28 protein-coding genes are annotated in these 24,161 nt (G+C 66.4%); 17 read left to right on the top strand and 11 right to left on the bottom strand.

The window, feature by feature from the left end; genetic code table 11:
* Positions 1 to 12 precede the first annotated feature (12 nt).
* Both H8F01_RS08630 and H8F01_RS08625 read right to left on the bottom strand, forming a co-directional pair.
* Positions 13 to 1,011, bottom strand: a complete 999-nt coding sequence (locus H8F01_RS08630) for an alpha/beta fold hydrolase (protein ID WP_187058609.1) — start codon at positions 1,009 to 1,011, stop codon at positions 13 to 15.
* A gap of 130 nt (positions 1,012 to 1,141) precedes the next feature.
* Entirely contained in the window at positions 1,142 to 2,173 is a 1,032-nt protein-coding gene (locus H8F01_RS08625) for a GlxA family transcriptional regulator (protein ID WP_274380588.1), read from the bottom strand.
* A 304-nt stretch (positions 2,174 to 2,477) separates the two neighbouring features.
* On the opposite strand from H8F01_RS08625, the gene H8F01_RS08620 reads away from it, so the two are divergent.
* Together H8F01_RS08620 and H8F01_RS08615 are read left to right on the top strand one after the other, a co-directional pair.
* Positions 2,478 to 2,888 carry a nuclear transport factor 2 family protein gene (locus tag H8F01_RS08620; RefSeq protein ID WP_187058606.1) on the top strand — a complete coding sequence of 137 codons (411 nt, stop codon included), beginning with the start codon at positions 2,478 to 2,480 and terminating at the stop codon, positions 2,886 to 2,888.
* Positions 2,885 to 3,496 (top strand): LysE family translocator, encoded by a 612-nt coding sequence (locus tag H8F01_RS08615; RefSeq protein WP_187058605.1) that lies wholly within the window; start codon positions 2,885 to 2,887, stop codon positions 3,494 to 3,496. The genes H8F01_RS08620 and H8F01_RS08615 overlap by 4 nt, the downstream gene beginning before the upstream one ends.
* On the opposite strand, the gene H8F01_RS08610 is transcribed toward H8F01_RS08615, so the two are convergent.
* The gene (locus tag H8F01_RS08610) at positions 3,483 to 3,965 is read right to left on the bottom strand and encodes a hypothetical protein (RefSeq protein ID WP_187058603.1); all 483 of its coding nucleotides are present in this window, start codon (positions 3,963 to 3,965) and stop codon (positions 3,483 to 3,485) included. The genes H8F01_RS08615 and H8F01_RS08610 overlap by 14 nt on opposite strands.
* Before the next feature lie 47 nt (positions 3,966 to 4,012).
* On the opposite strand from H8F01_RS08610, the gene H8F01_RS08605 reads away from it, so the two are divergent.
* The 3 genes from H8F01_RS08605 to H8F01_RS08595 all read left to right on the top strand — a co-directional run bounded on the left by H8F01_RS08605 (position 4,013) and on the right by H8F01_RS08595 (position 7,020).
* Positions 4,013 to 5,188 carry a sensor histidine kinase gene (locus tag H8F01_RS08605; RefSeq protein WP_187058602.1) on the top strand — a complete coding sequence of 392 codons (1,176 nt, stop codon included), beginning with the start codon at positions 4,013 to 4,015 and terminating at the stop codon, positions 5,186 to 5,188.
* Complete coding sequence (locus H8F01_RS08600; RefSeq protein ID WP_187058600.1) at positions 5,185 to 5,943, top strand: LytR/AlgR family response regulator transcription factor; 759 nt, start codon at positions 5,185 to 5,187, stop codon at positions 5,941 to 5,943. Before H8F01_RS08605 ends, H8F01_RS08600 begins: the two co-directional genes overlap by 4 nt.
* Before the next feature lie 690 nt (positions 5,944 to 6,633).
* A complete protein-coding gene (locus tag H8F01_RS08595) occupies positions 6,634 to 7,020 on the top strand; it encodes a HigA family addiction module antitoxin (protein ID WP_187058599.1) in 387 nt (128 codons plus the stop codon).
* 41 nt (positions 7,021 to 7,061) lie between these two features.
* Here H8F01_RS08595 and H8F01_RS08590 read toward each other — a convergent pair whose 3' ends face one another.
* Entirely contained in the window at positions 7,062 to 7,445 is a 384-nt protein-coding gene (locus H8F01_RS08590) for a DUF5329 family protein (protein WP_187058598.1), read from the bottom strand.
* Between the two features lie 254 nt (positions 7,446 to 7,699).
* Between H8F01_RS08590 and H8F01_RS08585 the strand changes: the two genes are divergently transcribed.
* Positions 7,700 to 9,265, top strand: a complete 1,566-nt coding sequence (locus H8F01_RS08585; RefSeq protein WP_238481193.1) for a phospholipase D-like domain-containing protein — start codon at positions 7,700 to 7,702, stop codon at positions 9,263 to 9,265.
* A gap of 41 nt (positions 9,266 to 9,306) precedes the next feature.
* On the opposite strand, the gene H8F01_RS08580 is transcribed toward H8F01_RS08585, so the two are convergent.
* Positions 9,307 to 9,450, bottom strand: coding sequence for a hypothetical protein (locus H8F01_RS08580; protein WP_187058597.1), 144 nt, complete (start codon positions 9,448 to 9,450; stop codon positions 9,307 to 9,309).
* Between the two features lie 192 nt (positions 9,451 to 9,642).
* Between H8F01_RS08580 and H8F01_RS08575 the strand changes: the two genes are divergently transcribed.
* Positions 9,643 to 9,903, top strand: coding sequence for a hypothetical protein (locus H8F01_RS08575; protein WP_187058595.1), 261 nt, complete (start codon positions 9,643 to 9,645; stop codon positions 9,901 to 9,903).
* Positions 9,904 to 9,916: 13 nt separating this feature from the next.
* On the opposite strand, the gene H8F01_RS08570 is transcribed toward H8F01_RS08575, so the two are convergent.
* The gene (locus H8F01_RS08570) at positions 9,917 to 10,750 is read right to left on the bottom strand and encodes a helix-turn-helix domain-containing protein (RefSeq protein WP_187058594.1); all 834 of its coding nucleotides are present in this window, start codon (positions 10,748 to 10,750) and stop codon (positions 9,917 to 9,919) included.
* A 168-nt stretch (positions 10,751 to 10,918) separates the two neighbouring features.
* Between H8F01_RS08570 and H8F01_RS08565 the strand changes: the two genes are divergently transcribed.
* Entirely contained in the window at positions 10,919 to 11,794 is an 876-nt protein-coding gene (locus H8F01_RS08565) for an isocitrate lyase/PEP mutase family protein (protein WP_187058593.1), read from the top strand.
* Between the two features lies 1 nt (position 11,795).
* Here the strand turns inward: H8F01_RS08565 and H8F01_RS08560 are convergent, their stop codons facing one another.
* Positions 11,796 to 12,710, bottom strand: a complete 915-nt coding sequence (locus H8F01_RS08560) for a LysR family transcriptional regulator (protein ID WP_222615737.1) — start codon at positions 12,708 to 12,710, stop codon at positions 11,796 to 11,798.
* A gap of 94 nt (positions 12,711 to 12,804) precedes the next feature.
* Here H8F01_RS08560 and H8F01_RS08555 point away from each other — a divergent pair, with 94 nt between their 5' ends.
* Both H8F01_RS08555 and H8F01_RS08550 read left to right on the top strand, forming a co-directional pair.
* Positions 12,805 to 13,677 carry an aldo/keto reductase family oxidoreductase gene (locus H8F01_RS08555; RefSeq protein ID WP_187058589.1) on the top strand — a complete coding sequence of 291 codons (873 nt, stop codon included), beginning with the start codon at positions 12,805 to 12,807 and terminating at the stop codon, positions 13,675 to 13,677.
* A 184-nt stretch (positions 13,678 to 13,861) separates the two neighbouring features.
* Positions 13,862 to 15,136, top strand: coding sequence for an MFS transporter (locus tag H8F01_RS08550; protein WP_187059217.1), 1,275 nt, complete (start codon positions 13,862 to 13,864; stop codon positions 15,134 to 15,136).
* 33 nt (positions 15,137 to 15,169) lie between these two features.
* Here H8F01_RS08550 and H8F01_RS08545 read toward each other — a convergent pair whose 3' ends face one another.
* Positions 15,170 to 15,625 (bottom strand): hypothetical protein, encoded by a 456-nt coding sequence (locus tag H8F01_RS08545; protein ID WP_187058588.1) that lies wholly within the window; start codon positions 15,623 to 15,625, stop codon positions 15,170 to 15,172.
* 202 nt (positions 15,626 to 15,827) lie between these two features.
* Between H8F01_RS08545 and H8F01_RS08540 the strand changes: the two genes are divergently transcribed.
* The 3 genes from H8F01_RS08540 (at position 15,828) to H8F01_RS08530 (ending at position 18,105) form a co-directional block, all read left to right on the top strand.
* The gene (locus tag H8F01_RS08540) at positions 15,828 to 16,670 is read left to right on the top strand and encodes a class I SAM-dependent methyltransferase (protein WP_187058586.1); all 843 of its coding nucleotides are present in this window, start codon (positions 15,828 to 15,830) and stop codon (positions 16,668 to 16,670) included.
* 161 nt (positions 16,671 to 16,831) lie between these two features.
* Entirely contained in the window at positions 16,832 to 17,674 is an 843-nt protein-coding gene (locus H8F01_RS08535; protein ID WP_187058585.1) for a helix-turn-helix transcriptional regulator, read from the top strand.
* Between the two features lie 26 nt (positions 17,675 to 17,700).
* Entirely contained in the window at positions 17,701 to 18,105 is a 405-nt protein-coding gene (locus tag H8F01_RS08530; protein WP_187058583.1) for a GFA family protein, read from the top strand.
* A gap of 15 nt (positions 18,106 to 18,120) precedes the next feature.
* Here the strand turns inward: H8F01_RS08530 and H8F01_RS08525 are convergent, their stop codons facing one another.
* On the bottom strand, positions 18,121 to 18,666 hold the full coding sequence (locus tag H8F01_RS08525) for an ester cyclase (RefSeq protein WP_187058581.1): 546 nt from the start codon (positions 18,664 to 18,666) through the stop codon (positions 18,121 to 18,123).
* A 324-nt stretch (positions 18,667 to 18,990) separates the two neighbouring features.
* Between H8F01_RS08525 and H8F01_RS08520 the strand changes: the two genes are divergently transcribed.
* Together H8F01_RS08520 and H8F01_RS08515 are read left to right on the top strand one after the other, a co-directional pair.
* The gene (locus tag H8F01_RS08520; RefSeq protein WP_187058580.1) at positions 18,991 to 19,452 is read left to right on the top strand and encodes an Hsp20 family protein; all 462 of its coding nucleotides are present in this window, start codon (positions 18,991 to 18,993) and stop codon (positions 19,450 to 19,452) included.
* A gap of 160 nt (positions 19,453 to 19,612) precedes the next feature.
* On the top strand, positions 19,613 to 20,119 hold the full coding sequence (locus tag H8F01_RS08515; protein WP_425490112.1) for a lipocalin family protein: 507 nt from the start codon (positions 19,613 to 19,615) through the stop codon (positions 20,117 to 20,119).
* Between the two features lie 2 nt (positions 20,120 to 20,121).
* On the opposite strand, the gene H8F01_RS08510 is transcribed toward H8F01_RS08515, so the two are convergent.
* Positions 20,122 to 20,559 carry a MarR family winged helix-turn-helix transcriptional regulator gene (locus H8F01_RS08510; RefSeq protein ID WP_187058577.1) on the bottom strand — a complete coding sequence of 146 codons (438 nt, stop codon included), beginning with the start codon at positions 20,557 to 20,559 and terminating at the stop codon, positions 20,122 to 20,124.
* Positions 20,560 to 20,637: 78 nt separating this feature from the next.
* Here H8F01_RS08510 and H8F01_RS08505 point away from each other — a divergent pair, with 78 nt between their 5' ends.
* Together H8F01_RS08505 and H8F01_RS08500 are read left to right on the top strand one after the other, a co-directional pair.
* Positions 20,638 to 21,438 (top strand): siderophore-interacting protein, encoded by an 801-nt coding sequence (locus H8F01_RS08505; RefSeq protein WP_187058576.1) that lies wholly within the window; start codon positions 20,638 to 20,640, stop codon positions 21,436 to 21,438.
* Positions 21,439 to 21,567: 129 nt separating this feature from the next.
* Entirely contained in the window at positions 21,568 to 23,040 is a 1,473-nt protein-coding gene (locus H8F01_RS08500; RefSeq protein WP_238481192.1) for a DUF2252 domain-containing protein, read from the top strand.
* Here H8F01_RS08500 and H8F01_RS08495 read toward each other — a convergent pair.
* Positions 23,037 to 24,080 (bottom strand): alpha/beta hydrolase family protein, encoded by a 1,044-nt coding sequence (locus H8F01_RS08495; protein WP_187058575.1) that lies wholly within the window; start codon positions 24,078 to 24,080, stop codon positions 23,037 to 23,039. The two genes, H8F01_RS08500 and H8F01_RS08495, sit on opposite strands and share 4 nt — an antisense overlap.
* Positions 24,081 to 24,161: the final 81 nt, after the last annotated feature.

Genomic DNA, 24,161 nt, shown 5'->3' with positions numbered 1-24,161 from the left:
CTGCATGGCATGTCAGCGCGATGCACACGCTTCATACGCCCGATCCAGCGCCGAGCGTGAATCGCGCGGCAGGTAGTCGGTACCGCCGGCGAGCGAGGCCGTTGCGCCATCCGCAAGAAAGCCAAGCGCCTTCTCTACCACGGCCGGGTCGCGCAGCACGCGGCGATGGCCGAGCCCGCGGGTCACCATCAGCTGCGCCTTTGGCCAGCTGGCGGCCAGCGCGCGCGCGTGGGCCAGCGGAACTTCCTTGTCTTCCTCGTCGTGGATCACCAGCAGGCGGTGGCGCTTGTGCGCAGCCTCCAGCGTGCTGATGTCCAGATAAGACCATGGCTTGCCCAGCCAGCGTTCGACGCCGGCGCTGAACGCCGCGACGACCCGTCCGTTTGCCCCGATGGCACGCGCGAAAGCGTCGACCGATGCCGCGGGATGCACGAACGGCGCGATGAACACCAACTGGGCCGGTGGCGTCCATCCGTCGCGCAGGGCCAGCGATACGGCGGTGCATCCACCGGAGTGCGCAATGATGCCCGCCAACGTGTTCTCGCCTGCCGCGATCAAGCGCAATGCATCGGCGAACTGGAAGAACGTGACGCGCTGCCCACCATGACGGCTCGCTGCGGAATCGCCATGCGAGGGAGCATCGAAAGCCATCACGCGAAAGCCGGCTTCGCGCAGTGGCAGCACGAAGGTCTGCAGTTGGGCGGCGTGCCCGCCCCAGCCGTGCAGCAGGATGACGGTGGGCCCCTCATCACCCCATGCCCATGCCGTCACCTGGCGTCCATCGACGCTGAAGTGCAGGCGCTCGCCGCAGTCGAGCACGGCCTGGTCCGCCGTGCGTGGCCGGGTGCGGGGCGCGCTGAACCACAGCCGATCCATCACGCGTGCCGCATGGACGGGACTGAGTGCGCCAAGCAGCCGCATGCCGTTACGAATCAGCCGTTGTCCCGGGACGATCCATGCGGGTGTCTCGGCGCGTTGGCCGGATGAAGGTGAGGGATGTTGCGACGTCATGTTGATCACGCTTCCCGTAGGGCGGTGCAGGGGAGTTGCTTGCGTGATGGACGTTAGCAATGGCCTTTCGCGCGCACAGCGGGCGGCGCAGACAGATTGAAGGGCAGCGTCGCCATCTGGCGACGCGGCGTCAGAACACCGCGATGTCGGTGGTATGGAAGCGTTTGCGGAATGCCGCGGGCGTGAGATGCGTGCGTCGCGTGAACAGGCGCGAGAACGTGGCCACGTCCAGATAGCCCACTTCCGAAGCCACCTGCGCCACGCTGAGGGTGGTGGTTTCAAGCAGCAGCTTCGCGCGCTCCACGCGCAGGTCGTGCAACATGTCCAGCGGCGAACGCCCGGTTTCGGCGCGGAACCGGCGCAGCAGTGTGCGGCTGGAAAGATTGAACGCTTCAGCGAGCACGTCGAGCCGGTAACGCTCGGCGATGCGCTTTTCGAACCACGTGCTGACGGCACGCGCGAACGATTCCCTCCGCTTGTGGCTCAGGCGGTGGTCCAGGTACGCCGCCTGGGTGCGCGGGCTGTGATCGATCAGGCTGAAACGCCCCACGGCGCGGGCAAGGCTGGTGCCCACCGCATCGCGGATCAGCTGCAGGGCAAGATCGCCATAGGCAGTGAAGGCACCGCAGGTGACGATCTCGCCGTCGCGCACCAGCACGGCATCGGGCACCACTTCCACGCTGGGATAGCGACGTGCCATCTCGCCGGCCAGTGCCCAGGCCGTGGTGGCCTGTCGGCCGTCGAGGATGCCGGCTTCGGCCAGCAACAGGCTGCCACCGCAGATGGAGGCCACCTTGCGCTGTTCCGCGGCACGACGGATCAGCGCTTTCTCTTCGTCCAGGCCGGCGAGGGCGGTCGAGATTTCCTCGGCATTGTTGAAATCGAACGCGGGTACCACGAGCAGGTCGAACGGCGTGGGCGTGGCGACGGAAAGATGGGCACCGCCGGCCAGGCGCACCTGCCCGGCCTGCGTGCCGATGATGGTGACCGAGAACGGCACCGGTGCATCGGGCGTGCGCAGCGCGCTGATGCGATTGGCCACGAGCAGCACGTCCGACAGTCCAAGGACCTCGGCACCCATGCACCCGTCGTAGGCAAGTATGGCGACCCGCACGGCAATGTCCTCGATCACTCCAGAGCCCAAGCGTGGCGATTTCGCCATGCACGTCAAGCATGGGCCCTGGCGGCGGCGCCGGCCATGGGGTTGCCGAATGGGCCAGAACTTCCCATGGAATCAATGGACTGGGCGGTCACTGACGCGTTGCAAGGAGCGCGCCCATGGCGACCGAAGCGAAAAGATTGGCGGGATTGCCCATGCCTTTCCCACATGCGCGGCGGGATCGCCCGTGCATCTGTCGCCGGAGCCCGCTGACGAGGCTGCACGGCCAACCTAGGCTGGCGCACATTCCAGGCCCGGCCGGTCAGGGCACGGGTAGCGCATTCCATCCATTGTTCCGGGAGCAGCCATGCCTGAGCGTCATGTGGTCAGTACGTTCGTTTCGTTGGTGGAGCGCGGCCAGTTCATCGAGGCCTTGCTGCGCTACTACCATCCTACCGCCGTGGTGTGGGAAAACCGCCAGCGCTCGCGCATCGGCCTGGATGCGCTGATCGAAAACGAGCAGCTGGTGCTGAAGAACTTCCACGCCGTCGAAGGGCGCGCCGTGCACGTGCTGGTTGATGGCGACGACGTCACCATCAACTGGCGCTTCGAGTTTGCCAACGACACCGCACGCGTCACGCTGGACGAGGTTGCCGTGCAGCAATGGGCGGATGGCAAGATCGTGCACGAGCGCTTCTACTACGACCCCGCGCAGCTGCAACCAGCTACCGCCCGCAGCGCGGTCAATGACGAGATCCACGCGGCGGCCGTGCCATGAGCATGGCCTTTCTCATTACGGCCTTGCTGGTGGTGGCATCACCGGGAACGGGCGCACTCTTCACCGTGTCCAGCAGTCTTTCCCACGGCGTGCGCTCGGGTCTGTTGGCTGCGCTGGGCTGCACGCTGGGCATCGTGCCGCACATGTTGGCGGCGGTGCTGGGGCTGGCGACGGTGTTCCGCACCAGCACGCTGGCCTTCGAGGCGCTGAAGATCGTCGGTGCGGCCTACCTGCTCTACATGGCATGGCAGGCGCTGCGCGATGCGCGCATGCTGGAGGTGAAGGATGAAGCGGCGAAGCAGGGCGCGGGCAAGATCATCGCATCCGCCGTGCTGGTCAACCTGCTCAACCCCAAGCTGCCGGTGTTCTTCCTGGCCTTTCTGCCGCAGTTCGTGCCGGCCCACGATCCATCCCCCATCGCCACCATGCTGATGCTCAGTGGCGTGTTCATGGCCATGACCTGGGTCGTGTTCTCCATCTACGGCTGTTTCGCGGCGCTGATGCGTACCCATGTGCTCCGCCAACCGGCGGTGCTGACCTGGATGCGTCGCAGCTTTGCTGCCTGCTTCGCCTTGCTCGGCCTGCGTCTGCTGGTCAGTCAGCGCTAGCCCGACGATGTGCCACGGCCCGGCTCGTGATCCACGCCAGCGGTATGCCGACCAGTACGGTATGGCTGAATACCTGCTCGGCCAGCGACACCGCGGTGAAGTGTGGAAACAGCGCGGGCCAGCGCAACGGCAGCACGATCAGGTTCATCACCGCCCAGAGCAACAGGCCGTAGAGCAGGCCCGATGCCACGGGTTGGGCGGTAAGCCATGGCAGTTTCCGCGCAGCAGCTACGAACACGGTCGCCATCACCAGCATGATGGCGAAATGCAGCAGCAGGCCGACCAGCAGCGCGGGTGCACCGGCCTTCACCGCGCCAGGCCAGATCGCCGAAGCAATGCCTACAGGCACGGCGAGCGGATTCTTGCCGGCCATCAGCGCATAGGTGAGTGCCGAGAGGATGTCGAGCGTGCCTGCCACCAGCGTTGCGCGGATCAGCAAGCCCGTGGGTTTTTCCAGTGCATGTTCCATGATGTCTGCCTCGTGATGAGCCCGGTAGTCACCGAATCGGTGGTCCGATGCGTGACAAGGAGGCTAGGTCGTCGCCCCCCTGCCGCAAACCGGTTTTCGACCAGCGGACCGCTTTTGCCTGCCGGGTGGCACGCGGGGCGACGCCCATGATGTCTGGCGACCGGACATCCGCACGCGTGCAAACGATGCTGGTCCACGCTGGCGGTTGGGTGGCGTATGGGTTGATCAGCGCGTTGGGCGCGCTGCCTTACCGCCACGCCATGCCGCTCGTGCTTTATTTCACCGGCACCACCTTGGCGGCCTTCCTCGCAAGCTTTGCCATGCGCGCGCTTTGCCGGCGACTCGTGCACCGGCCGATGAGTTGGCCCGGCATCGTTGCGCGGATACTGGCCTGCGCCTATGCGTTGGGCGTGCTTTGTTCACTCGCCGGCGCATGCGTGGAGGTGCTGGCCGGGTCGATGCCGGTGGGTTGGCCTGCGGTACTCATGGCAGGTGTCGCCAACGCGTTCAGCCCCGCCGTCGTGCTGGTGGCGTGGAGCGCGCTGTATCTGGGTGTCCAGCGCGGGCGGGAGGTGAAGCTGCGGGAACAGCAGTTGCTGCTCGCCGAATCGCTGGCGCGCGAAGCGGAACTGAAGGCGTTGCGTTACCAGATCACGCCGCATTTCCTGTTCAACACCCTCAACGGCATATCCACGCTGGTCGGCGAAGGGGACGCACGTTCGGCGCGGCGCATGATCGCCCTGCTGGCCGGTTTCCTCCGCTCCACGCTGGAGCCGACGCGACAGGGCGATGTCACCATCGCGCAGGAGCTTGCCCAGGTGCAGCAATACATCGAGATCGAACAGATCCGCCTGGGCCGGCGGCTGGTGGCCACCATGGATTGCGATCACGCGGCGGCGGAAGCGCTCGTTCCCCACCTGTTGCTGCAACCGTTGGTGGAGAACGCCATTCGCCATGGCATCGCGCCCAACCCACGCGGCGGCACGCTGGCGCTGGTGGTGACCAGCCGTGACAACGCTGTGGTGATTTCTGTGCACAACAGTGTCGATGGCGACAGGGCAGACGCGCCGCATTCCGTCGGTGTCGGCCTTGCCAACACGGCGGCTCGCCTCGTCGCACGCTATCGCGATGCAGGGCGATTCACCGTCGGTGGTGATGCCTCGCGTGGTTGGCTGGCCGAAATCGAGATTCCCTGGCAACCAGCCGGGGAGGGCAGGCCATGATGCGTATCCTGATCGTCGACGATGAACCGCTGGCGCGGCGAGGCGTTCGCGTGTGCCTGCGTCGCGCGGCTGACGCGACCGTGGTGGGCGAAGCCGCGTCAGGTGAGCAGGCGCTGGCCATGATCGAAGCCCGGCGACCCGACGTGGTGTTTCTCGACGTGCAGATGCCCGGCATGGACGGCTTCGACATGGTGTCCCGCATGCAGGGCGATACACGTCCCCTGGTCGTCTTCCTTACGGCGCACGACCACCATGCACTGAAGGCGTTCGACGTACACGCGGTCGACTATGTGGTGAAGCCCATCGACGACGGACGCTTCGACGACGCCTTGCAGGCGGTTCGCCAGCGCGTGGCGGAGCGAACCCTCGCCCAATCGATGGCCGTGCCCATGGCCGAGCGCACCCGGTTAGCGGCAGCGCGGGACAGCCGCCTGGCGGTCCGGAGCGGTGGCCGGACCCATTGGGTCGATGTGGACGACATCGACTGGATCGAGGCGAGCGGCGACTACATCACCCTGCATGTAGGGCCGCGACGGCACATGATCCACGAGAGCATGGACGGCATCGAGCAGCGCCTGGACCCGCTGCGCTTCGCGCGCATTCATCGATCCACCATCATTCCCTTGAGCCGCGTGCAGGGACTGAGCCTGCTGCCCACGCGCGATGCGCTGGTCACCCTGCGGGACGGCACGTCGCTGCGCGTGAGCCGGCGCTTTCGTCATCGCATCAGCATGGATCGCATTCGCCAGCTGTAGCGCCATCGGCGTGTTGCCGGGCGCGCGTGCATCCGTGAGACGACAACAACCCGCGCCGCGACGAGAAGGTGATGACAGGCGATGCCTGACAGGCGGGGTGGTTGGCTTTTGCTACCGTCCCCATGTCATCTGCGACGCGCCTTTGTTCCCCGCAGGTGGCCACGACAGCCATGTCGTGAAGCGCGGGTCGCATGAGGTGACGCTCATGCGACCCGCTGACCATCACCAGCTAAGCAAGAGTTGATCATGGCTGTTCGCAATCATAGGTCACCCGCTCGCCAGCGCTTCCTCCATGCCGGCGCAGTGTCTGGCCGCCGGATATCTGGTGGCCGTGTCCGGGGACGCCTGTTACTTGCCGCGATGTACCGCGCCCGATTCCGCCGCACCGCCTCGCCCGTCAGCCTGGAACAGCGTCCCCGTACCCGCCACCAGACGATGGAGCCATGGATGGATGTCGAAGATAGGGCGCTGTTTCGGGCCTCCGGGGCGCGTGGCGCGGTGCGATCAGGTCAGCCGCTGGCGCAGCGGACAGGAGCTGATCGGACCCGCCGGAGCATGGCTTGCGCCGGTCTCATGACAACCATCCGGTTCTGGTTCTGCTCGCCCGCTGACATCGAGCTTCGCAATCCCCTACACGCAAGTATGTAGGTGCTTATCCGCCATTCCGTCATCTCTCACAGCGAACACGCCATGAAAGTTTTACCTCGGACCGTCCCGATGGCATTCGCCGGCGTCCCCTCGCCGGGCCAGGTGCTCAGGTATGAATATCTCCAGCCCCTCGGCATGCCAGCTGCCCAGCTGGCCAGGAAGACAGGCGTGCCGGCGCGCTATATCTCCGACATCATCGCCGGCAAGCGGCCCATCGAAGAGGACATGGCGCAGCGATTCGCCATCGTGTTCCGCACCAGCCCGTTCTACTGGATGACCCTGCAGGCCAACTACGCGCGGGCCTGCCGCGTGGGACGCCGTGCGGTGCCCAAGCGTCGCCGTCCAACCCGCATGGACGAGCCCGATGGGTACGCCACCGATGAGGCGACGTGCCCCGGCGATGATGCAGCGGGCCAGGCCAGGTCCTGACGTGCGAGCGCCGGTGCATCGTTGCGGGGGCGATCAACGCCTCACGGTTCGCGTTGGCGCATGCGCCGCAGCTCGTCGTTCAGCCACGCCGCAGAGGTTTGCTGCCTGCCGTCGCAGATCACCTGATAAGGCTCGCCGCTGAGGCTGCTCCTGGTGGCCGCGCGGTCAATGAAATCTTCGGCGGTGTTCACCTGGTCGCGGCGCAGCAGGTAGTGGAACTTGTCCTCAAGATGGCCTTGCGCCTGTTCGCCGCCGTAGGACTTTCCATTGCGGACGAAACTGCAGTGGCTTTGCCCGACGAAGGTCAGCAGTGCGGTGATCTCGCGCTGTGCCTTTGCATCCGGCGCGGCGCGTGCCGGTAGCGCCGCGCCGGCCTGGAGGGCCAGCATCAGGAGTGTCGCCACATGGCGTTGAAGTGGCGGCATGGCGTCACCTGCGCAGAAGGGGCGGAAAGGGGCTGGGCGATTATGCGCGCCACAAACGTGGCGAAGACGTCGACACCCGGCTACCTGGAGTCACTGGCGTCACCGGGAATACGCCATGCCAAGCGGGCGGCACCTGTCTGGAAGATGACTGGCGGCAGTCAGCCGGCGTCCGGGCAGGGCGTGCTAAATCAGTGAACATCATGGCGACCTGGGGTGCCATGCGCTGCAATGTGCGGCACGTCTCGGGGTGTGTCATGCGGACAGATCGTTGGGTCGTTTCCTGGGTCTTCGCCCTACTGTGCCTGTGGCTGCAGGCGTGTTCCCCGTTGCCCCCCAGCGACGGCAAGGCCCAGACGCATCACCTGCCACCGGCCAGGGACACGCCCACCGCACAGTACGCGCACGCAGAGGTGGCCCGGCACCAGGGCCAGTCCGGCTTTCGCCTGCTCACGCTGAGCGCCAACGCCCTGCTCAGTCGCGTGGTACTCGCAGATCACGCCAAACATTCGATCGACCTGCAGTACTACATCTTCGCCAACGACATGACCGGGCATCTGCTGATGCAGCACCTGCTTGCCGCGGCAGATCGCGGCGTGCGCGTACGCATGCTGATCGATGACAACAATTTCGACGACAAGGATCACCTGTTCGAGGCGCTCAACTCGCATCCCAATATCGACATCCGCCTGTTCAATCCGCTGCAGACGCGCAACCCGTCTGCGTTGTCGCGTGCCACGCAGTTCATGCTGGAGTGGCGACGGCTGAACCGGCGCATGCACAGCAAGTCATTCATCGTGGACAACACGGTAGCTGTCATCGGCGGGCGCAACATCGGCGATCCGTACTTCGACGCCGGCAGCGACACCCACTTCCGAGATCTGGACGTGGTGGCCATCGGGCCGGTGGTGCCGCAGGCATCGGAGGCGTTCGATACGTACTGGAACTGCGCGGCGGCGTATCCGCTCAACCAGCTCGCCAAGGACAGCGCATCCGGGCAGCGCCTGGCCGCGGCGCGGCAGTTGCTGCAGCATGACGTGCGCACGTTCGCCCAGTCGGACTATGCGCAGACCGCACTGGACCAGTTGCCGGACGGACCCACCGCCGACCGCGAGGGCGCGTGGTTCTGGGGCGATGCCGAACTGGTGGCCGATCAGCCGGAGAAGATCGCGGTGGATGGCGACGTGCCCGCGCTGCGCATTGGCCCGCGCCTGAAGACGATGCTGGATGGCGCGCAGCATTCGGTGATCGCCACCACGCCGTACTTCATCCCGGGCGAAGAGGGCACGCAACATCTGGTGGCGCGGGTGCAGCGCGGCATCTCGATCCAGATACTGACCAACTCGCTCGCTTCCACGGATGAACCGGCGGCGCACGCGGGTTACGTGCATTACCGCAAGGCGCTGGTGGAGGGCGGGGTGCAGATGTACGAGCTGAAGCCATCGGCTGGGCAGGGGCAGCCCTCGACCGCGCTGGGCAAATCCTCGGGCATCAGCCTGCACGCCAAGAGCATCGTGGTGGACGAGCGACAGGTGTTCATTGGCTCGCTCAACATGGACCAGCGCTCCAAACTGCTCAACACCGAGATGGGTGTGATCGTGGATTCACCGGGGCTGGCCAAGGCCATCACCGATTTCTTCCACACGGCAACGCAACCATCCAACGCCTATCAGGTCACGCTGGACCCGTCGTCGCATCACCTGGTGTGGCGCGCGGAGGACAAGAACGGGCCGGTCACCTATCAGAGCGAGCCGGAGGCAACCACCAAGCGACGCGCGGAAGTGGACTTCCTGCGCCTGCTTCCCATTGACAGCCTGCTCTAGGCAAAGCGGCCGGGAGGCCGCTTTGCCTGGGTGATCGTCGATTACGCGCCGGCTTTGGCTTGCGCCTCGCGCAGCTTCTGGGCGCATTCCTCGCAGCACACTTCCACTTCGCGATGGCCGACAGTGACCTTGATGGCGTTGTCGTCCAGCGGGTAATCGCACGCGGCGCAGGTTTTCTCGTTCATGGCGGTCTCCTTATGTCGCCCTTGATTGGGCCCGTTCAGAAGACCACTTGCGCGCGGGCCATGCTGTCGAATTCTTTAGGCGATGGCCGGGCGCTTCGCTTCGGGCCAGACAGATTCAGAGGCGTCTTATGTTGGTGGCCGGGACCGGTTTCTAAGCTGCGCGGCAGTTACCACCGCCTGTGCAGGTGTCCCATGAACCGCGTGCATTCTCATTCGTTTCCCTCGACCACGACCGATGCCGCCGAGGCGCGAGTGTCGAAGGCATGGGCACGGGCAGGCGGCGCGTTGTTCGCGCTGGTCACGCTGATTTCGATGGCGTGGTCGGCCGAATGGAAGTTCAGCATGATGCTGTTCGATCCGCTGGTGTGGATGGTGTTGCTGGTGGCGTTGGCGGCAGGCCTGGTGTGCGGCTATGCGGTGGGCGTGCGCGTGCATGCGCGGGCGGGACACTGAATGGCCGGCGTGGTCAGGCCGAACGACGCGAAGACTGCCGGAAAGCCGTGGGCGAGCGTCCGTAGGCCTGGCGGAACGCGCTGGCAAAGTGGCTGTGGCTGGAGAAGCCGAGTTCCGCGGCCAGCGCCGAGAGATCATCCATCTGACCGAGCAGATCCAGCGCGCGGGCCAGGCGCAGCTGCAGCTGATAACGGTACAGCGGCATGCCTTCCACCTGCTTGAACACCTGTGTGAGATAGACCGGCGAGCTGCCGATTTCCGCGCCGATCTCGGCAAGCGTCCAGCGCCGCGACAAGTCGCTGGCCAGCAGCATCTTCACGCGATCGGCAAGACGCCGCCGCGCGTGCGTGGACGTCGGCGCGCGCGACGTACGCGGGCCCAGGCTGCGACACACCAGTGTGAGCGCGAGTGCTTCCGCTTCCAGCGGTTCGATGCTGTCGTTGTCCAGGCTGTGGCGCAGCAGGGCCACCAGTGCCTGTGCGCGCGCATCGATGCGCAATGATTGCGAGCGGAAGATGTGTCCTTCGCCGGCGTGGATCAGTTCGCGCGGGGTGAGTTCGGCGAGCAGTGCCGGTGACAGGTTCATCGACAGGCAGGCATCGCCGCCATCCAGCGGATGACTGACCTGGTAACCCTGTTGCCCATTGAAGAACAGCACGTGGTTCGCGTCGGCCACGGTCTGGTCGGAGGACACGTGGCGCAGGTACAGGCCGCGATAGGGAAACACCAGCTGGGTCGACGCGGCGCATTCTTCCGCGCTGCGGTGGCGGCACGTGCCGCTGCAGTGCACATCGCGCAGTGACAGCGTTTCCGTCGACAGCAGGAGGCGGCTGGTGATGGACGACATGGGCGGCGCCGCTGTGGCTTCCCGGGGCAAGTGCCCGGAGCATAACAAGCGCGGGAGTGACGGACCTGTGTCGTCCTTCCGATAGCTAAATATTCTGACAGCCGCCCCGGGGGCGGGGGTGGTCTCCTAGTCAGGCCCGGAACGCGGGCTCACCTCAAGGTCATCGTCATGAACCACGCCCCGTCCGCCCGTGCGCAAGCTTTCCGCCAGCTCCATGACGCGGGTGAGCCGCTGGTCCTGCCCAACGCCTGGGATGCCGCCAGCGCGCGCATCATCGAGAAGGGCGGTGCCAGGGCCGTCGCCACCAGCAGCGCCGCCATGGCCTGGGCGCTGGGCCACCCGGATGGCGAGCAGCTTCCGCTGGATGACCTGCTGACGGCCACGCGCCGGATCATCGAGGCGGTCGACGTACCGGTAAGCATCGACATTGAACGCGGTTACGGCGAGGACGCGGAAGATACCGGCGGACTGGTCGGTGCGCTGATCCAGCTCGGCGCGGTTGGCATCAATATCGAGGACGGCAAGGATCCCTCGACGGGGCAGCTCGCCGATGCACGAATTCTGGTCGAACGCATCGCCTGCATTCGGGCGGTGGCAGAACACCGTGGCGTGCCGCTGTTCATCAATGCGCGCACCGACAGCTACATCACGCCGGGCCTGACGGGCGAAGCGCGCTTCAAGGAAACGCTGGAGCGCGCGCTGGCCTATGTCGACGCCGGCGCCGATGGCATCTTCGTCCCCGGCCTTGCCGACGCCGGTGAGATCGAGCGCCTGGCCGCCGCGTTGCCGGTGCCGCTCAATGTCTACGTGGGTTATCCCGGTGCGCCGGGTGTGGCTACCTTGCGCGGGCTGGGCGTACGCCGCATCAGCCTGGGCTGCGGCACCATGCAGGCCGTGCTGGCGCATCTGGCGCGCATTACCGAGGAGGCGCTGGTGCACGGCCGTTTCGAGCTGATGGGCAGCCACATGCTCGGCGTGGGAGAGGTCAACGGTCTCTTTGCGTCGTCGCAGCCCCGCGTATCGACGGTGCGTCGCAGCGCGTGATTCAGGGCTGGCCCGACGCGTTGCGTGCCTTGATGAAGTCCACGAAGGTGCGCAGAGGCGTCGGCAGGTTCTGCCGGCCCGGGTAATAGAGGAAGGGGCCGCTGAATGGCTGCCACCAGGATTCCAGCAAGGGCTCGAGCGCACCGCTGTCCAGGTGGGGACGCAACAGGCCCTCGTACATGTGCGCCACGCCCAGCCCCGCGAGCGCGCCGTTGATGAGCAGGTCGAGCGCTGCGCCGGGACGTGCCCGCAGCGGGCCGCTGGGTTCGATGCGCACGATGTCGCCCTCGCGTTCGAATTCCCACACCGGCATGGCGCCGCTGGCGAACTGCCCGCGCAGGCAGGCGTGCGAAAGCAGGTCGCGCGGATGGGTGGGGCGGCCGCGCGCATCGAGATAGGCCGGTGACGCCGCGGTGGCAAAGCGTTGCAGGCGTGGGCCGATGGGAATGGCCACCATGTCCTGCTCCAGCCGTTCGTCGTAGCGGATGCCGGCATCGCAGCCGGCGGAAAGCACGTCGACGAAACTGTCTTCCACCGTGACATCCACCACGATGTCCGGATACGCCTTGAGGAAGTCCGCCAGGATGGGCGGCAGTACCACGCGCGCCACGCCGGCGGGCACATTCAGCCGCAGTGTGCCGGTGGGCGTGTCGCGGAACATGTTGAGCACGTCCAGCGCCGCTTCCATCTCCGACAGCACCGGCGTCAGCCGTTCGATCAGGCGCTGGCCGGCCTCGGTGGGCGCCACGCTGCGGGTGGTGCGGTTGAGCAGGCGCACGCCCAGCGCGGCCTCCAGCCGGCGCACCGCCACGCTGAGGCCGGAGGCCGATACACCGCTGGCGCGCGCCGCATCGCGGAAGCCACCCGCCCTGGCAACGGCGAGGAAGGCGGCGAGATCATTGAATTCCATGGCCATTGTGCAAAGTTTTGCACAACCCGTTCGAATTGGCGTGGATTCTCTAACAGGGCGTCCGGTCGCATAGTGTTGTCACCCCATCGAGGACATCGCCATGACCCACCCCCACAGCACTTTCCCCTTCGCCGGAACCACCGTGAACCGCATGGGCTACGGCGCCATGCAGCTGGCGGGCCCCGGCGTGTTCGGTCCGCCGAAGGACCACAAGGCGGCCCTGGCCGTGCTGCGCGAGGCCGTGGCCGCCGGGGTCAACCACATCGACACCAGCGACTTCTACGGTCCGCATGTCACCAACCGGCTGATCCGCGAAGCGCTGCACCCGTACCGCGATGGCCTGGTCATCGTCACCAAGGTGGGTGCCGTGCGTGGCGACGATGGCTCGTGGCTGGCGGCGCAGGAGCCCGCCGATCTCGAGCGTGGCGTGCACGACAACCTGAAGAACCTCGGCCTGGACGTGCTCGATGTGGTGAACATCCGCATCATGGGCGACGTGCACGCGCCGAAGGAAGGCTCCATCGCCAAACAGGTGGAAGCGCTGGCGAGGCTGCAACAGCAGGGTCTTGTGCGCCATGTGGGCCTGAGCAACGTCACCGCGGCGCAAGTGGCCGAGGCACAGCGCATCACCGACATCGCATGCGTGCAAAACCACTACAACCTCGTGCATCGCCATGATGATGCACTGGTGGACGAACTGGCCGCCAAGGGCATGGCCTACGTGCCGTTCTTCCCGCTGGGTGGCTTCACGCCGATCCAGTCGTCCGGGCTGTCGGAGATCGCGGCATCGTTGGGCGCAACGCCGATGCAGGTGGCGCTGGCGTGGCTGCTGCATCGCTCGCCCAACATCCTGCTGATTCCCGGCACGTCGTCGGTGGCGCATCTGCACGAGAACATGAAAGCCGCGGAATTCGTGTTGCCGTCGCTGGTGCTTGCGAAGCTGGACGCGATCGCCGGCAGCGCAGTGGCGTAAGGAGGGCGGTTCACGCGGCGCGTCCGTTCACGCGAACGGGCGCGCCGCGCGTGCTTGCTGTTATGGTTCCCCGGCATAGCCATCCGAAGGACGGGCGCTTCATGCGGGAGCGCGAACGACGGACAAGGCCGCGGCCAGCCCCGATGCCGCAGGGAACGTGACCATGCTGGATACCGAGCGGCCGATGACGAGTGCTGGACAAAGCAATGCACCCATCACGCGGGCCTCGATGGTCATCGCCGCGCTGTCCACGGTGGTGGAGTGGTACGACTTCACGCTCTACCTGTATATCGCCACGGTGTTGTCCCGGGTGTTCTTCGGCGGTGGCGAGCATTCGCTGCTGGCCACGCTGGCGGGTTTTGCCATTTCCTACGCCATGCGTCCGCTCGGTGCGCTGGTCTTCGGCGTGATCGGCGACCGACTGGGACGTCGCCGCACGCTGCTGTTGTCGATGGCGATGATGACGGTGGCCATGTTGATCACCGCGCTGCTGCCCGACTATCGCCACATGGGCATGACGGCCGGCTACCTGTTGCTGCTGTTGCGTTGCCTGATGGCCTTTTCCGTGGGCGGCGAATACACCGGCGTGGTCGCCTATCTGCTCGAAGGCGCGCAGAAACGCCATCGCGGACTGGTCACCTCGCTGGCATCGGCGGCCAGCGAGATCGGTGCACTGCTGGCGGTGGGCGTGGCGGCGCTCACGGTGGCCCTGCTGAGTCGCGCGGATCTCGATGCCTGGGGCTGGCGCATTCCTTTCTTCGTCGGCGCGGCGCTGGCCGGCAGCATCTGGATCGCACGCTCGGCCATGCAGGAATCGCCGGACTTCGAGCGCCAGCAGCAGCGCGGCACCGTGCCGGAAACGCCAGTGCGCGACACGCTGACCCATCACCGGCTGGCCATTGCTCGCACGTTCGCCATCTCGGCGCTGGGCTCCATTACCTATTACGTGGGCATCACCTATGTACCAGCCTTCCTCAGCACCACCGGTACGTTGGGAGAAGGGGAGTCGCTGGGCTTGTCCACCGTGGCGGCGTTGGCGGTGATCCTGGTGACGCCGTGGGTGGGTTCCCTGTCCGACCGCGTGGGCCGCAAGCCGGTGCTGTTTTGGCTGGCACTGCTGAGCGCGGCGTTGCCACTGGCCATGTTCGCGCTGATGGCGCACGGCTCGCGCCTGCAGATCGTGCTGGCGACGGTGGTGCTGGCCTGCGTGGCAGGCGGTGTCAGCGCGGTGGGCGCGCCGGCCACGGCGGAGCAATTTCCCGGCGAAGGCCGCCTGAGCGGGCTGGCGCTTGGCGTCACCGTCGCCACGGCGATCTTTGGAGGTGTGACGCCGTTTCTTGCCGAGTTGCTGATCAGGCACACGGGCTGGGCTGCGGTGCCGGGGGCGATGATCGCGGTGATCGCGCTGGCGGTGTTGCCGGTGCTGCTGACCATGCCCGAGACCCGTCCCGAGGACTGAGTCGTCGTTGTCGGTCCTGTGTACGCCGCGCGCTTAGGCCGCGCGGCTGGCGAGGTCGTCATCGCGCAGCCGGCGCAGCGCGATGCCCAGCCCGATGCGGTAACTGCTGCCCAGGTCGCCGTTGATGATCACGGTGGCTACCGGTGCGTGATGCTGGCCCGGCGGAACGCCGAGCTCCGTGCTGGCGTCTTCATGCACTTCCACGTACGGCGTGGCGATGTCGTCCAGCGCATCGCTCAGCCCGGCTTCCGGATGGGCCGTGGCTTCCGGTCCCAGCTCGCCCGGGTCCAGCAGCATGAACTCCGAGGACCGGCGCTTCATCGAACGCACGCAGGCCACGAAATCGCACAGGCCGTTGCAACGGAACAGCTCCAGCGTGCGCCCCGCCGCAGCGGCGAGCTGTTGCAGGTTAGGGTGGAGTTCGCCGCCGGCAAGGCTGGCGGCGTGGGGTTGTTGGGCATGGGGTCCCTGGATGATCACGATGCTCACGGAGGCTACCGTCGTCGCCACGTGGGGCGGATGTCGCCATGCTGCGGCCGTGGGGAGTAAAGGCGATACGCTGGAAAAGGCGGTCAGCGTAAATTTTCCGCAACGACGGAGGCCGTCGAGGGCGGTGAACTTCCGCCCGGGCCGGGCATGCCGCCGTGTTAGCGCATAAAATGCGTGGCCTTGTCCCTGGAGATCCCTCGCCGTGTCGCATTATTCCGGCCCCCTGCTCACGCGCCCGATCGGCGAAGCCCTGCTCGCCGCGCGCGATGGCGGTCGCGAGGAATGGTCCGGCTCGATGGATCTTGGCCGCTCCACCGGCCGTGCGTCGCTGCAGGCGGATACATGGCAATGGCTGGGCCAGTCCTACCCGTATCCTGGCAAGCTGAAAGACCGCACGATCTATTACTGGGATGGCGAGGATTTTTCCTCGGTGTCGTGTTTCTCCAACTCGCTGATCAAGCTGGTGCCGACCGAATGGGACGCGCCCACGTTCGAGATCGACGGCATCAAGATGCTGCCGACCTCGAAGGAGTCACCGTTCGAGGATGCGCGCCGCAAGGTGGCGCTGGTCGAGCCCCGCGGCAAGGTGGTGCTCGATACCTGTGGTGGCCTGGGCTATTTCGCGGCGTGTTGCCTGGAGGCTGGCGTGGCGCGCATCCGGTCGTTCGAAAAGAACGCCGATGTGCTTTGGCTGCGCACCATCAACCCGTGGTCGCCCGATCCGGATTCGCCGGCGAGTGGTGGGCGGCTGGAGCTGACGCACGGTGACGTATCGCAGGCCATCACGCAGATCGCCGATGCGTCGGTGGATGCCCTGCTGCACGACCCGCCGCGTTTCGGTATTGCCGGCGAGCTGTATTCGCAGGCGTTCTACGATCATCTTGCGCGGGTGCTGCGTCGTAACGGCCGACTTTTCCATTACACCGGCAGCCCGAACAAGCTCACCAGTGATCGCGACGTGCCGCGCGAAGTGGCGAAGCGACTGGAGAAGGCGGGCTTCAAGGCGGACCTGGCGCTGGATGGCGTGCTGGCGATCAGGCGCTGAGCGTTTCGTTCAACGCGTCGGGAGCAGAACCCGGCTTCGGCCGGCGCCAGACACACGCATGGTAGAGTCGATGAGTGCATCGACCGATCCGGGTGATCCGGGCAAGGCGCAACGGCCGCGAGCCGCGACGTGATACCGGTATGGCCACTGACAGATTCAGCATGACTGGCAACGACGACAACCCGCTGGGGATCTTCCTCAGGGATCGTCGCGCGCGGCTGGATCCGGTGACGTACGGCTTTTCAGGTTCGCGCCGGCGCACGCCGGGCCTGCGCCGCGAGGAAGTGGCGCAGCGCGCCAACGTCAGCGCCACCTGGTACACCTGGCTGGAGCAGGGGCGCGGCGGTTCGCCGTCCGCCGATGTGCTTGAGCGGCTGGCGCGCGCACTGGCACTGGACCCGGTGGAGCGCGAACATCTTTTCCTGCTGGCGCAGCATCGCCTGCCGCAGGTGAAGTACGAGGCGCCGCAAGGCGTCACTCCGCGCCTGCAAAGCGTGCTCGATGCCATGACCTATAGCCCGGCGTTCGTGCGCACGGTGCGCTGGGACATCGTGGCGTGGAACCACGCCGCCACGAAGGTGCTGGGCGACTACGCCGCGTTCCCGCCGGAACAGCGCAACTCGCTGCGCCTGGTGTTTGGCCATCCGCAGGTGCGCGAGCGCATGACCGAGTGGGAGCGCGATGCGCGCGCCATCGTGGCGACCTTCCGCGCGGAAGTGGCGCGCGTGGGCGCCACGAAGGAAGTGGAAGCCTTCGTGGCGGAGCTGTGCGAGCAGAGCGCGGATTTCGCCGCCATGTGGCGCGACCACGACGTGCGCCGGTACGGCGAAGGCACCAAGCACATGCGTCACCCACTCGTTGGGCCCATCGCGCTCGACTACTCGGTGTTCGCGGTCACTGAGCCGCCGGGGCTGAGCATGGTGGTGTACAGCCCGGCTACACCGGAGGACGCGCTGCGCGTTCGCCAGCTGGTCGACGGCGAGGGCGCGGCCGGCAAGCCCTGACATTCACGATCTCCCCGGAGGTTTCCATGTCCAGCAGAACGGCATCCTGTTATTGCGGCCAGTTGCAGATCGAAGTGCACGGCGACCCCCTGGGTATCGGCGTCTGCCATTGCCTGGCCTGCCAGCAGCGCACGGGCAGCGTGTTCGCTGCGCTGGCAGCGTTTGCCGCGCCGTATGAGGTTACCGGGCAGTCCACGGAATTCGTGCGCACCGGCGACCATGGCTCGCAATTCCGCTTCCGATTCTGTCCCATCTGCGGCAGCAACGTGTTCCACACCGAAGAAGGCGTGCAAGGGCGCGTATCCGTAGCGGTGGGCGCCTTTGCCGATCCCTCGTTTCCGCCACCGGAGGACTCGGTGTACGACAAACGCCGGCATCCATGGGTGCGCCTGCCCGAGTGCATCACGCGCCACGGGACGGACCCGGACTGACGCGTCGCCCGGCGATCACTCCTTGATCGCGCCGAGCTGTTTGAGCAGGGTGAGATTGTCTTCCAGGTGCCAGTTCTCGACGATGCGGCCGTCCTGCACGCGGTAGATATCCGTGGCGATGAAGTCGATGGCCTGCCCCTTGCCCTGTACGCCGTGGAAGGTGCCGGTGAAATGGCCGGCGAAATGCAGGTGCGATACCACCCGGTCGCCGACCACCAGCATTTGGTCCACTGCGCAACTGAGGTCGGGTACCGCCTGGCGGAAGGCCTTCGATGCCTGCAGCGGACCCTCCGGGCCCTGGGCGCGTCCCGGGGGCGGCGTGCGGTCGACGAACTGCGGTGACAGCGCCGCCCTGGCCAGCGCCTCGTCGCCGGTGTTCCAGAAGGTGTCGTAGCGACGGGCGGCCAGTTCATTGGCGCTCGCCACGGCGGCAGGCAGGCTGGCGTCCACGACGAGTGTGCCGGGCTTCACCAGCGCGGCATCGGCGGCCTTGGCCGGGGCCAGCGGAGTGGCGGCAAGGGAGGCGGCGAGCAGGGGAGCAACGAGGTGACGGCGTGCCATGGCGGTTCTCCGAAAGGAGGCCTCACCTTAGCGATCGCGCCGTGACGGCGGAATCAGGCTGGGCGGTGAAGCATCCTTTCCGGAAACGAAAAGACCGGGTCCGCCAAGGGGGGGCTTGAGATGCGAACCGGGGCGTCCCATGGGGCCCGGCCGGAGCACTTCAAGCGCGCCACCGGATTTTTTTGGATGGCTAAACGGCGCCTGACGACGGCGACTTGAATCAATCCGGCGCATCCACATTTCCCCGTCACCGGTCGCTTCGGGGCCGGTGCGCCGCTGCATGTCGCGCGGCGTCTACCTTCTTGCTCAATGGAGATAAGGGTTATGCGTACTGTCCTGGATTTTTCGCCGCTGCACCGTTCCAGCATCGGCTATGACCGCGTGTTCGACCTGCTCGAGGCGGCCGCCCGCACGCAGACGAACGACAACTGGCCGCCGTTCGATTCCGTCAAGCTGAGCGAAGACAAGTACCGCATCACCATGGCGGTGGCGGGGTTCGGTCGCGAAGACATCAACATCACCGTGCAGGGCAACATGCTCACCGTCAGCGGCGAGCGCAAGGGCGAGCAGGAAGGCGAAGTGCTGCATCGTGGCATCGCCAACCGCCCCTTCAACCGCCGTTTCGAACTGGCCGACCACATGCTGGTCACCGGTGCGAGCATGGAAAACGGCTTGCTGGTGCTTGAACTCAAGCGCGAGATTCCCGAGGCGTACAAGCTGCGTCGCGTCGAGATCGGTGCGCAGGCCACACCGTCGGCGACGACCATTCAGAGTCAGGCCGCCTGAACGAAAGGCGCTACGACGCTCACGCAAGTGAAAGGGGGTGACGCTTTCGTCACCCCCTTTTTGCGTGCGCGTGACACCCCCCGATCACACTGGTCGTCAGGTGCATTCATGGGAGCAGAGCATGGCGCATCGTCGAAAGGCGTGGTGGTTGTTGGGCGCAATGCTGGGCGTTTCCGCCGCGCATGCCCAGTCGCTGGCCAACGAACCGGTGAAGCAGCTTGACCTGAAGCGCTATCTGGGCGTGTGGCACGAGATCGCGCATCTGCCGATGTTCTTCCAGCGCCAGTGCGTGGATCACATCACCGCGACCTACAGCGAACTACCCGATGGTCAGGTGCGTGTGCACAACGCCTGCCGCACCAAAGGCGGTGGCATGGATGCATCCGACGGCGTGGCCCGCACCACGCGTGGGCCCGCCGGTGCGCTGGAAGTACGCTTCGCGCCGGCGTGGCTGGCGTGGTTGCCCTGGGTCTGGGCGGACTACTGGGTGGTGGAGCTGGATCCCGGCTATCGCTGGGCGGTGGTTGGCAGCCCGAGCAGGCGCTATCTATGGGTGTTGTCGCGCGAGCCGGACATGTCGCGCACGCAGTTCGAGGCCTTGCGCCGGCATGCGGCTGAACGCGGCTATGACGTGGACAAGCTGGTGATCACCGCGCCGCTGAACTAGCGTCAGGCGCCGTCGCGTTCGCGCACGCGGTCCATCAGTTCACGCAGCTGCTTCTGCTCCTGGGCGTTGAGCACGCCGAACAACTGCTCGACGGCGTGGCGCTTGGGGCCCTGCACTTCGTCCAGCTTTGCCTGGCCCGCGGCGGTGATCGTCACCAGTTGGGCGCGCCGGTCGGTGGGATGCGGCGTGCGTTCGATCCAGCCGTTTTCTTCCAGCGCGTCCAGCGCCGTGGTGACCGTGCGCGGTGCGTAGCCCATCTGCGTGGCGATGTCGCTCGGACGGCAGGGGGCCAGCCGGGCCACCAGGGCCAGCAGCTTGGATTGCGACAGTGACAGCCCGGCCGCCGTCATGGCGGCATCGACGTGCTTGCGCACCAGGTGGTGCAGGGCGAGGAAGGCGTCGGCCAGCTCGACGGTGGTTGACTTGCGGACGGTGGTCATGGAAAAGTATTGAGCAAGCTCACTATGAGTTGCATCCATTATAGCGGCGCAACCACGCCGCGACCAGCGAGGCCCCCAATGTCCCCGACTTCCCCCGAGATCCGGCGCGTGCGCCATCCCCTGAAAATGCGCGAGCTGACCGTGAAGCGGCTGGCGCTCACGTCCCCGCGCCTGCTGCGCGTCACCCTGACCGGCGACCTGTCCGATTTCGTCTCCGCGTCGTTCGATGACCACGTGAAGCTGTTTTTCCCCGCGCCCGGCGAATCCCGCCCCCGCCTGCCCAAGGTGACGGAGCAGGGCATCGCGTTCGACCCATCGTTGCCGCGCCCGCCCAGCCGTGACTACACGCCCCGCCGGTATGACCGCGATGCCAACGAGCTGGACATCGAGTTCGTGCTGCACGGCGAAGGTCCGGCCGTGTCCTGGGCGCGTGGCGCCGCGGTAGGCGACGTGCTGGGCCTGGGCGGCCCGCGCGGTTCGGCCATCCTTCCGGAAGGTCAGGACTGGTATCTGCTGCTGGGCGACGAAACGGCCCTGCCGGCCATCGCGCGCCGCCTGGAAGAAGCCGCGCCCGGCGAGCGCATCGTCGCCATCATCGAAGTGGATAGCGCCGACGCCAGGTTCGCGATCTCCACCCGGGCCGAGGCCCGCCTGACCTGGCTGCAGCGCGACGCCGGTGACGGCGGCCTGCCCGAAGCCGTGGAACGCCTCACCCTGCCCGAGGGTGACGGTTTCGCCTGGGCCGCCGGCGAGTACGCCAGCATCCGCAAGGTGCGCCAGCGGCTGATCGACGTGCACGGCATGGACCGGCAGCGCATTAAGGCGTCCAGCTACTGGAAGCAGGGCGAAGTCGCCAGCCATGAAACGCTGAGCGACTAACCCTCGGCACGCCATGCGCCGCTTGCGGACGTAGGTAGTTTTTCTGTTCCCCTTTGGCGGGCGCAGGCGTCAAATGAATCGCTGATGTGACCCCACGGGCACTCCGGTGCCCCTACGCAAGGTGGAACCATGGCGAAGACAACCGACGAGCAGGCGCCCCGCGTAACCCGCAGGCCATCCAAGGGCAGCGAAAAGGCATCGCCGCACGCGCGGTCCCCACAGGGGCCGGGTCCTCTTTCTCAGGCGACGCTGCTCAGGAGCCCCGCGGAACGGCAGGAAGTGGCGCGTGTGCTGCGCGAGAAGGTATCGCGCAAGTCGCTGGGGGGCTGGAAGGCGCCGAAGAACCGCTTCGATCCCGTGGACGTGCTTATCGAAACATCGAAAGGGCGCGTGCCGGCACTGGTGCCCATCCGCAATGCGCGCATGATGGCCTCGCCATTTGCCTTCTATCGCGGTGCGGCGGCGATCATGGCGGGCGACCTTGCCACCACGGTGAGCACCGGTATCCACCTGCAGATCTGCGGCGACTGCCATCTGGTCAACTTCGGCGGCTTCGCCACGCCCGAGCGCAAGCTCGTGTTCGACATCAACGATTTCGACGAGACCACCATTGGTCCGTGGGAGTGGGACGTCAAGCGCCTGTGCGCCAGCCTGGTGGTGGCGGCGCAGTCCAACGGCTTCGATGCCGATGACGCGAAGGAGATCGCCTGGGCGGCGGCCGACGCCTATCGGGAAAACCTTGCCGGCTATGCCGAGATGCCGCTGCTCGATGCGTGGTATGACCACATCGACCTGCAGGACATCATCGATCGCATGCAGGACGAAGATCTGAAAAAGCTGAGCAACAAAAGCGTGCGCAAGGCCGTGGAGTACACCGCGCATACCAAGGAATTCATCAAGCTCACGGTGGCGGGTGGCTCACCGCCGCGCATCCATGACGAGCCGCCGCTGATCTATCACGACGAAGACCTGCGCAACCATGTATCGCTGGAGGAGCGCCAGCTGGCGTTCGATCACTACCGCGACACCCTGCAGCCGGAGCGTCGCGTGCTGCTCGATCGCTTCGATCCGGTGGACATGGCGGTGAAGGTGGTGGGCGTGGGCAGCGTCGGCACGTATTGCGGCATCATCCTGCTCGTATCGGGCAATGGCGATCCGCTGTTCCTGCAGTTCAAGGAGGCGCGCCAGTCGGTGATCGAGCCGTTCGTGGGCACCAGCCTGTACAAGCACCAGGGCCAGCGCGTGGTGGCTGGCCAGCGCTTGATGCAGTCGGCCAGCGACATGTTTCTCGGCTGGACGCAGGGCCCGCAGCGCCAGTTCTATGTGCGCCAGCTGCGCGACGCCAAGGTGTCGCCACAGGTGGAGGTCATGCGCGTGCCCAACCTGCGCCGTTATGGCCGCTTGTGCGCGCACGCGCTGGCCCGCGCGCACGCGCGCTCGGGCGATGCCGTGCTGTTGTCGGCCTACCTCGGCAAGAGTGACGCCTTTGCCGATGCGATCACCTCGTTCTCGGTGGCCTACGCCCAGCAGAACGAGCGCGATCACGCCGCGCTGGTGAAGGCCGTACGTGCGGGTCGTCTTGAGGCGGCCACGCTGGGCTAAGGCCGGGGCGACGCGGCCTGCTGCAGCCGCGTCGCCATTTCCACGCTGCGGGGCGCGGCCAGTCCGCCATAACGCAGGTCGAGTTCGTCGAGCTGTTTTCCAGCGTCTTCGATGTGGCCCGCGTCGACCAGGGCGCCCACCTTTGCCAGTCTTGTGGCGATGTCGCCGGTCATTCGCGCGCGGCAGGCATCGAGCCAGCCGCTATCGGGCGCGTGCTGCGTTTCCAGCGACGTCAGCGCGCGATCCAGTGCGGCGGCATCGGCAAGGTCATGGCCAGTGCCCGGCATGGTGCGCATGTCGACATCGGCGATGCAGGCATCGCGCAACGACTGGCGGCTCTGCCGGTCCTTGTCCGCGTGGGCAGTGTCCTGCTGCCCAGTGAGGTAAACCACGCGCGAGCCTGTCTGGAACTGTTCGAGCAGGGCGGGTGGCGGCAACGGGATTGTGCGCCCCACGTCGTCGCTGCCGGCATCGAGCAGCACGCCATGAAACAGATCGGCATAGCCCAGTGCCAGGCGCAGGGCGACGCGCGAACCGCCGGAAAAACCGCCGACATACACGCGCTGCGGATTCAGGTGGTAGCGCGCCAAGACATTGGTGGCGGCAAGCAAGGCCACCGGCTCGCGGCGATCGAGCACGCTGGCGTCGTTGCCAATGCCGGCCGCCGTGACCAGGATCATGCCGTGGCGCTCCAGTGCAGCCGTCCAGGTGGCCGGCACCCTGGCCTCGTTCCATGGCGGCACGAAGACCAGCAGCGCGTAGCCGTCCGGCGGCGCAGCAGCGGGTACGTACAGCGCAAAGCGTTCGTGGGCGAGATCCACGGGTTGCTCGGCGATGCGGCTGCCGGTGGCCGCAACGCGCTGGTGCAGGCGCCATGCATTGAGCGGCGTGACGAGGCGACGCGCCAGCTCCGCGCTGCTCGCGACGATGGCGTACTGCGAGAACACCGCGTCGTTGATCAGGCCGGTGGGCGCGTCCTGTGCGGGTGCGGCCATGGCCAGCCACGCCACCCATGCCAGTGAAAGGCCGCGCCGGTTCATCGCCGCAGGCTAGCACCCGGTGCTGGCATGGATTGTCACAGCAAGTTCTTGCGGCGCCAGTACGATCGACGGTTCATCCGT

Origin of the sequence: Dyella telluris (genome assembly GCF_014297575.1) — a bacterium.
In the GTDB taxonomy this organism is placed as follows: Bacteria; Pseudomonadota; Gammaproteobacteria; order Xanthomonadales; family Rhodanobacteraceae; genus Dyella; species Dyella telluris.
This window is presented reverse-complemented; position numbering and strand designations above follow the sequence as displayed.

What these genes read in the sequence shown, in the direction of transcription:
- H8F01_RS08605 (WP_187058602.1), top strand. Translation starts at nt 4,013, where the DNA reads ATGCGTGACAAGGAGGCTAGGTCGTCGCCCCCCTGCCGCAAACCGGTT.
- H8F01_RS08510 (WP_187058577.1), bottom strand. Translation starts at nt 20,559, where the DNA reads ATGACCACCGTCCGCAAGTCAACCACCGTCGAGCTGGCCGACGCCTTC.
- H8F01_RS08580 (WP_187058597.1), bottom strand. Translation starts at nt 9,450, where the DNA reads ATGAACGAGAAAACCTGCGCCGCGTGCGATTACCCGCTGGACGACAAC.
- H8F01_RS08570 (WP_187058594.1), bottom strand. Translation starts at nt 10,750, where the DNA reads ATGTCGTCCATCACCAGCCGCCTCCTGCTGTCGACGGAAACGCTGTCA.
- H8F01_RS08575 (WP_187058595.1), top strand. Translation starts at nt 9,643, where the DNA reads ATGAACCGCGTGCATTCTCATTCGTTTCCCTCGACCACGACCGATGCC.
- H8F01_RS08630 (WP_187058609.1), bottom strand. Translation starts at nt 1,011, where the DNA reads ATGACGTCGCAACATCCCTCACCTTCATCCGGCCAACGCGCCGAGACA.
- H8F01_RS08550 (WP_187059217.1), top strand. Translation starts at nt 13,862, where the DNA reads ATGACGAGTGCTGGACAAAGCAATGCACCCATCACGCGGGCCTCGATG.
- H8F01_RS08625 (WP_274380588.1), bottom strand. Translation starts at nt 2,173, where the DNA reads ATGGCGAAATCGCCACGCTTGGGCTCTGGAGTGATCGAGGACATTGCC.
- H8F01_RS08495 (WP_187058575.1), bottom strand. Translation starts at nt 24,080, where the DNA reads ATGAACCGGCGCGGCCTTTCACTGGCATGGGTGGCGTGGCTGGCCATG.
- H8F01_RS08555 (WP_187058589.1), top strand. Translation starts at nt 12,805, where the DNA reads ATGACCCACCCCCACAGCACTTTCCCCTTCGCCGGAACCACCGTGAAC.
- H8F01_RS08620 (WP_187058606.1), top strand. Translation starts at nt 2,478, where the DNA reads ATGCCTGAGCGTCATGTGGTCAGTACGTTCGTTTCGTTGGTGGAGCGC.
- H8F01_RS08500 (WP_238481192.1), top strand. Translation starts at nt 21,568, where the DNA reads ATGGCGAAGACAACCGACGAGCAGGCGCCCCGCGTAACCCGCAGGCCA.
- H8F01_RS08505 (WP_187058576.1), top strand. Translation starts at nt 20,638, where the DNA reads ATGTCCCCGACTTCCCCCGAGATCCGGCGCGTGCGCCATCCCCTGAAA.
- H8F01_RS08525 (WP_187058581.1), bottom strand. Translation starts at nt 18,666, where the DNA reads ATGGCACGCCGTCACCTCGTTGCTCCCCTGCTCGCCGCCTCCCTTGCC.
- H8F01_RS08590 (WP_187058598.1), bottom strand. Translation starts at nt 7,445, where the DNA reads ATGCCGCCACTTCAACGCCATGTGGCGACACTCCTGATGCTGGCCCTC.
- H8F01_RS08530 (WP_187058583.1), top strand. Translation starts at nt 17,701, where the DNA reads ATGTCCAGCAGAACGGCATCCTGTTATTGCGGCCAGTTGCAGATCGAA.
- H8F01_RS08595 (WP_187058599.1), top strand. Translation starts at nt 6,634, where the DNA reads ATGAAAGTTTTACCTCGGACCGTCCCGATGGCATTCGCCGGCGTCCCC.
- H8F01_RS08515 (WP_425490112.1), top strand. Translation starts at nt 19,613, where the DNA reads ATGCTGGGCGTTTCCGCCGCGCATGCCCAGTCGCTGGCCAACGAACCG.
- H8F01_RS08615 (WP_187058605.1), top strand. Translation starts at nt 2,885, where the DNA reads ATGAGCATGGCCTTTCTCATTACGGCCTTGCTGGTGGTGGCATCACCG.
- H8F01_RS08585 (WP_238481193.1), top strand. Translation starts at nt 7,700, where the DNA reads ATGCGGACAGATCGTTGGGTCGTTTCCTGGGTCTTCGCCCTACTGTGC.
- H8F01_RS08610 (WP_187058603.1), bottom strand. Translation starts at nt 3,965, where the DNA reads ATGGAACATGCACTGGAAAAACCCACGGGCTTGCTGATCCGCGCAACG.
- H8F01_RS08535 (WP_187058585.1), top strand. Translation starts at nt 16,832, where the DNA reads ATGACTGGCAACGACGACAACCCGCTGGGGATCTTCCTCAGGGATCGT.
- H8F01_RS08565 (WP_187058593.1), top strand. Translation starts at nt 10,919, where the DNA reads ATGAACCACGCCCCGTCCGCCCGTGCGCAAGCTTTCCGCCAGCTCCAT.
- H8F01_RS08600 (WP_187058600.1), top strand. Translation starts at nt 5,185, where the DNA reads ATGATGCGTATCCTGATCGTCGACGATGAACCGCTGGCGCGGCGAGGC.
- H8F01_RS08520 (WP_187058580.1), top strand. Translation starts at nt 18,991, where the DNA reads ATGCGTACTGTCCTGGATTTTTCGCCGCTGCACCGTTCCAGCATCGGC.
- H8F01_RS08560 (WP_222615737.1), bottom strand. Translation starts at nt 12,710, where the DNA reads ATGGCCATGGAATTCAATGATCTCGCCGCCTTCCTCGCCGTTGCCAGG.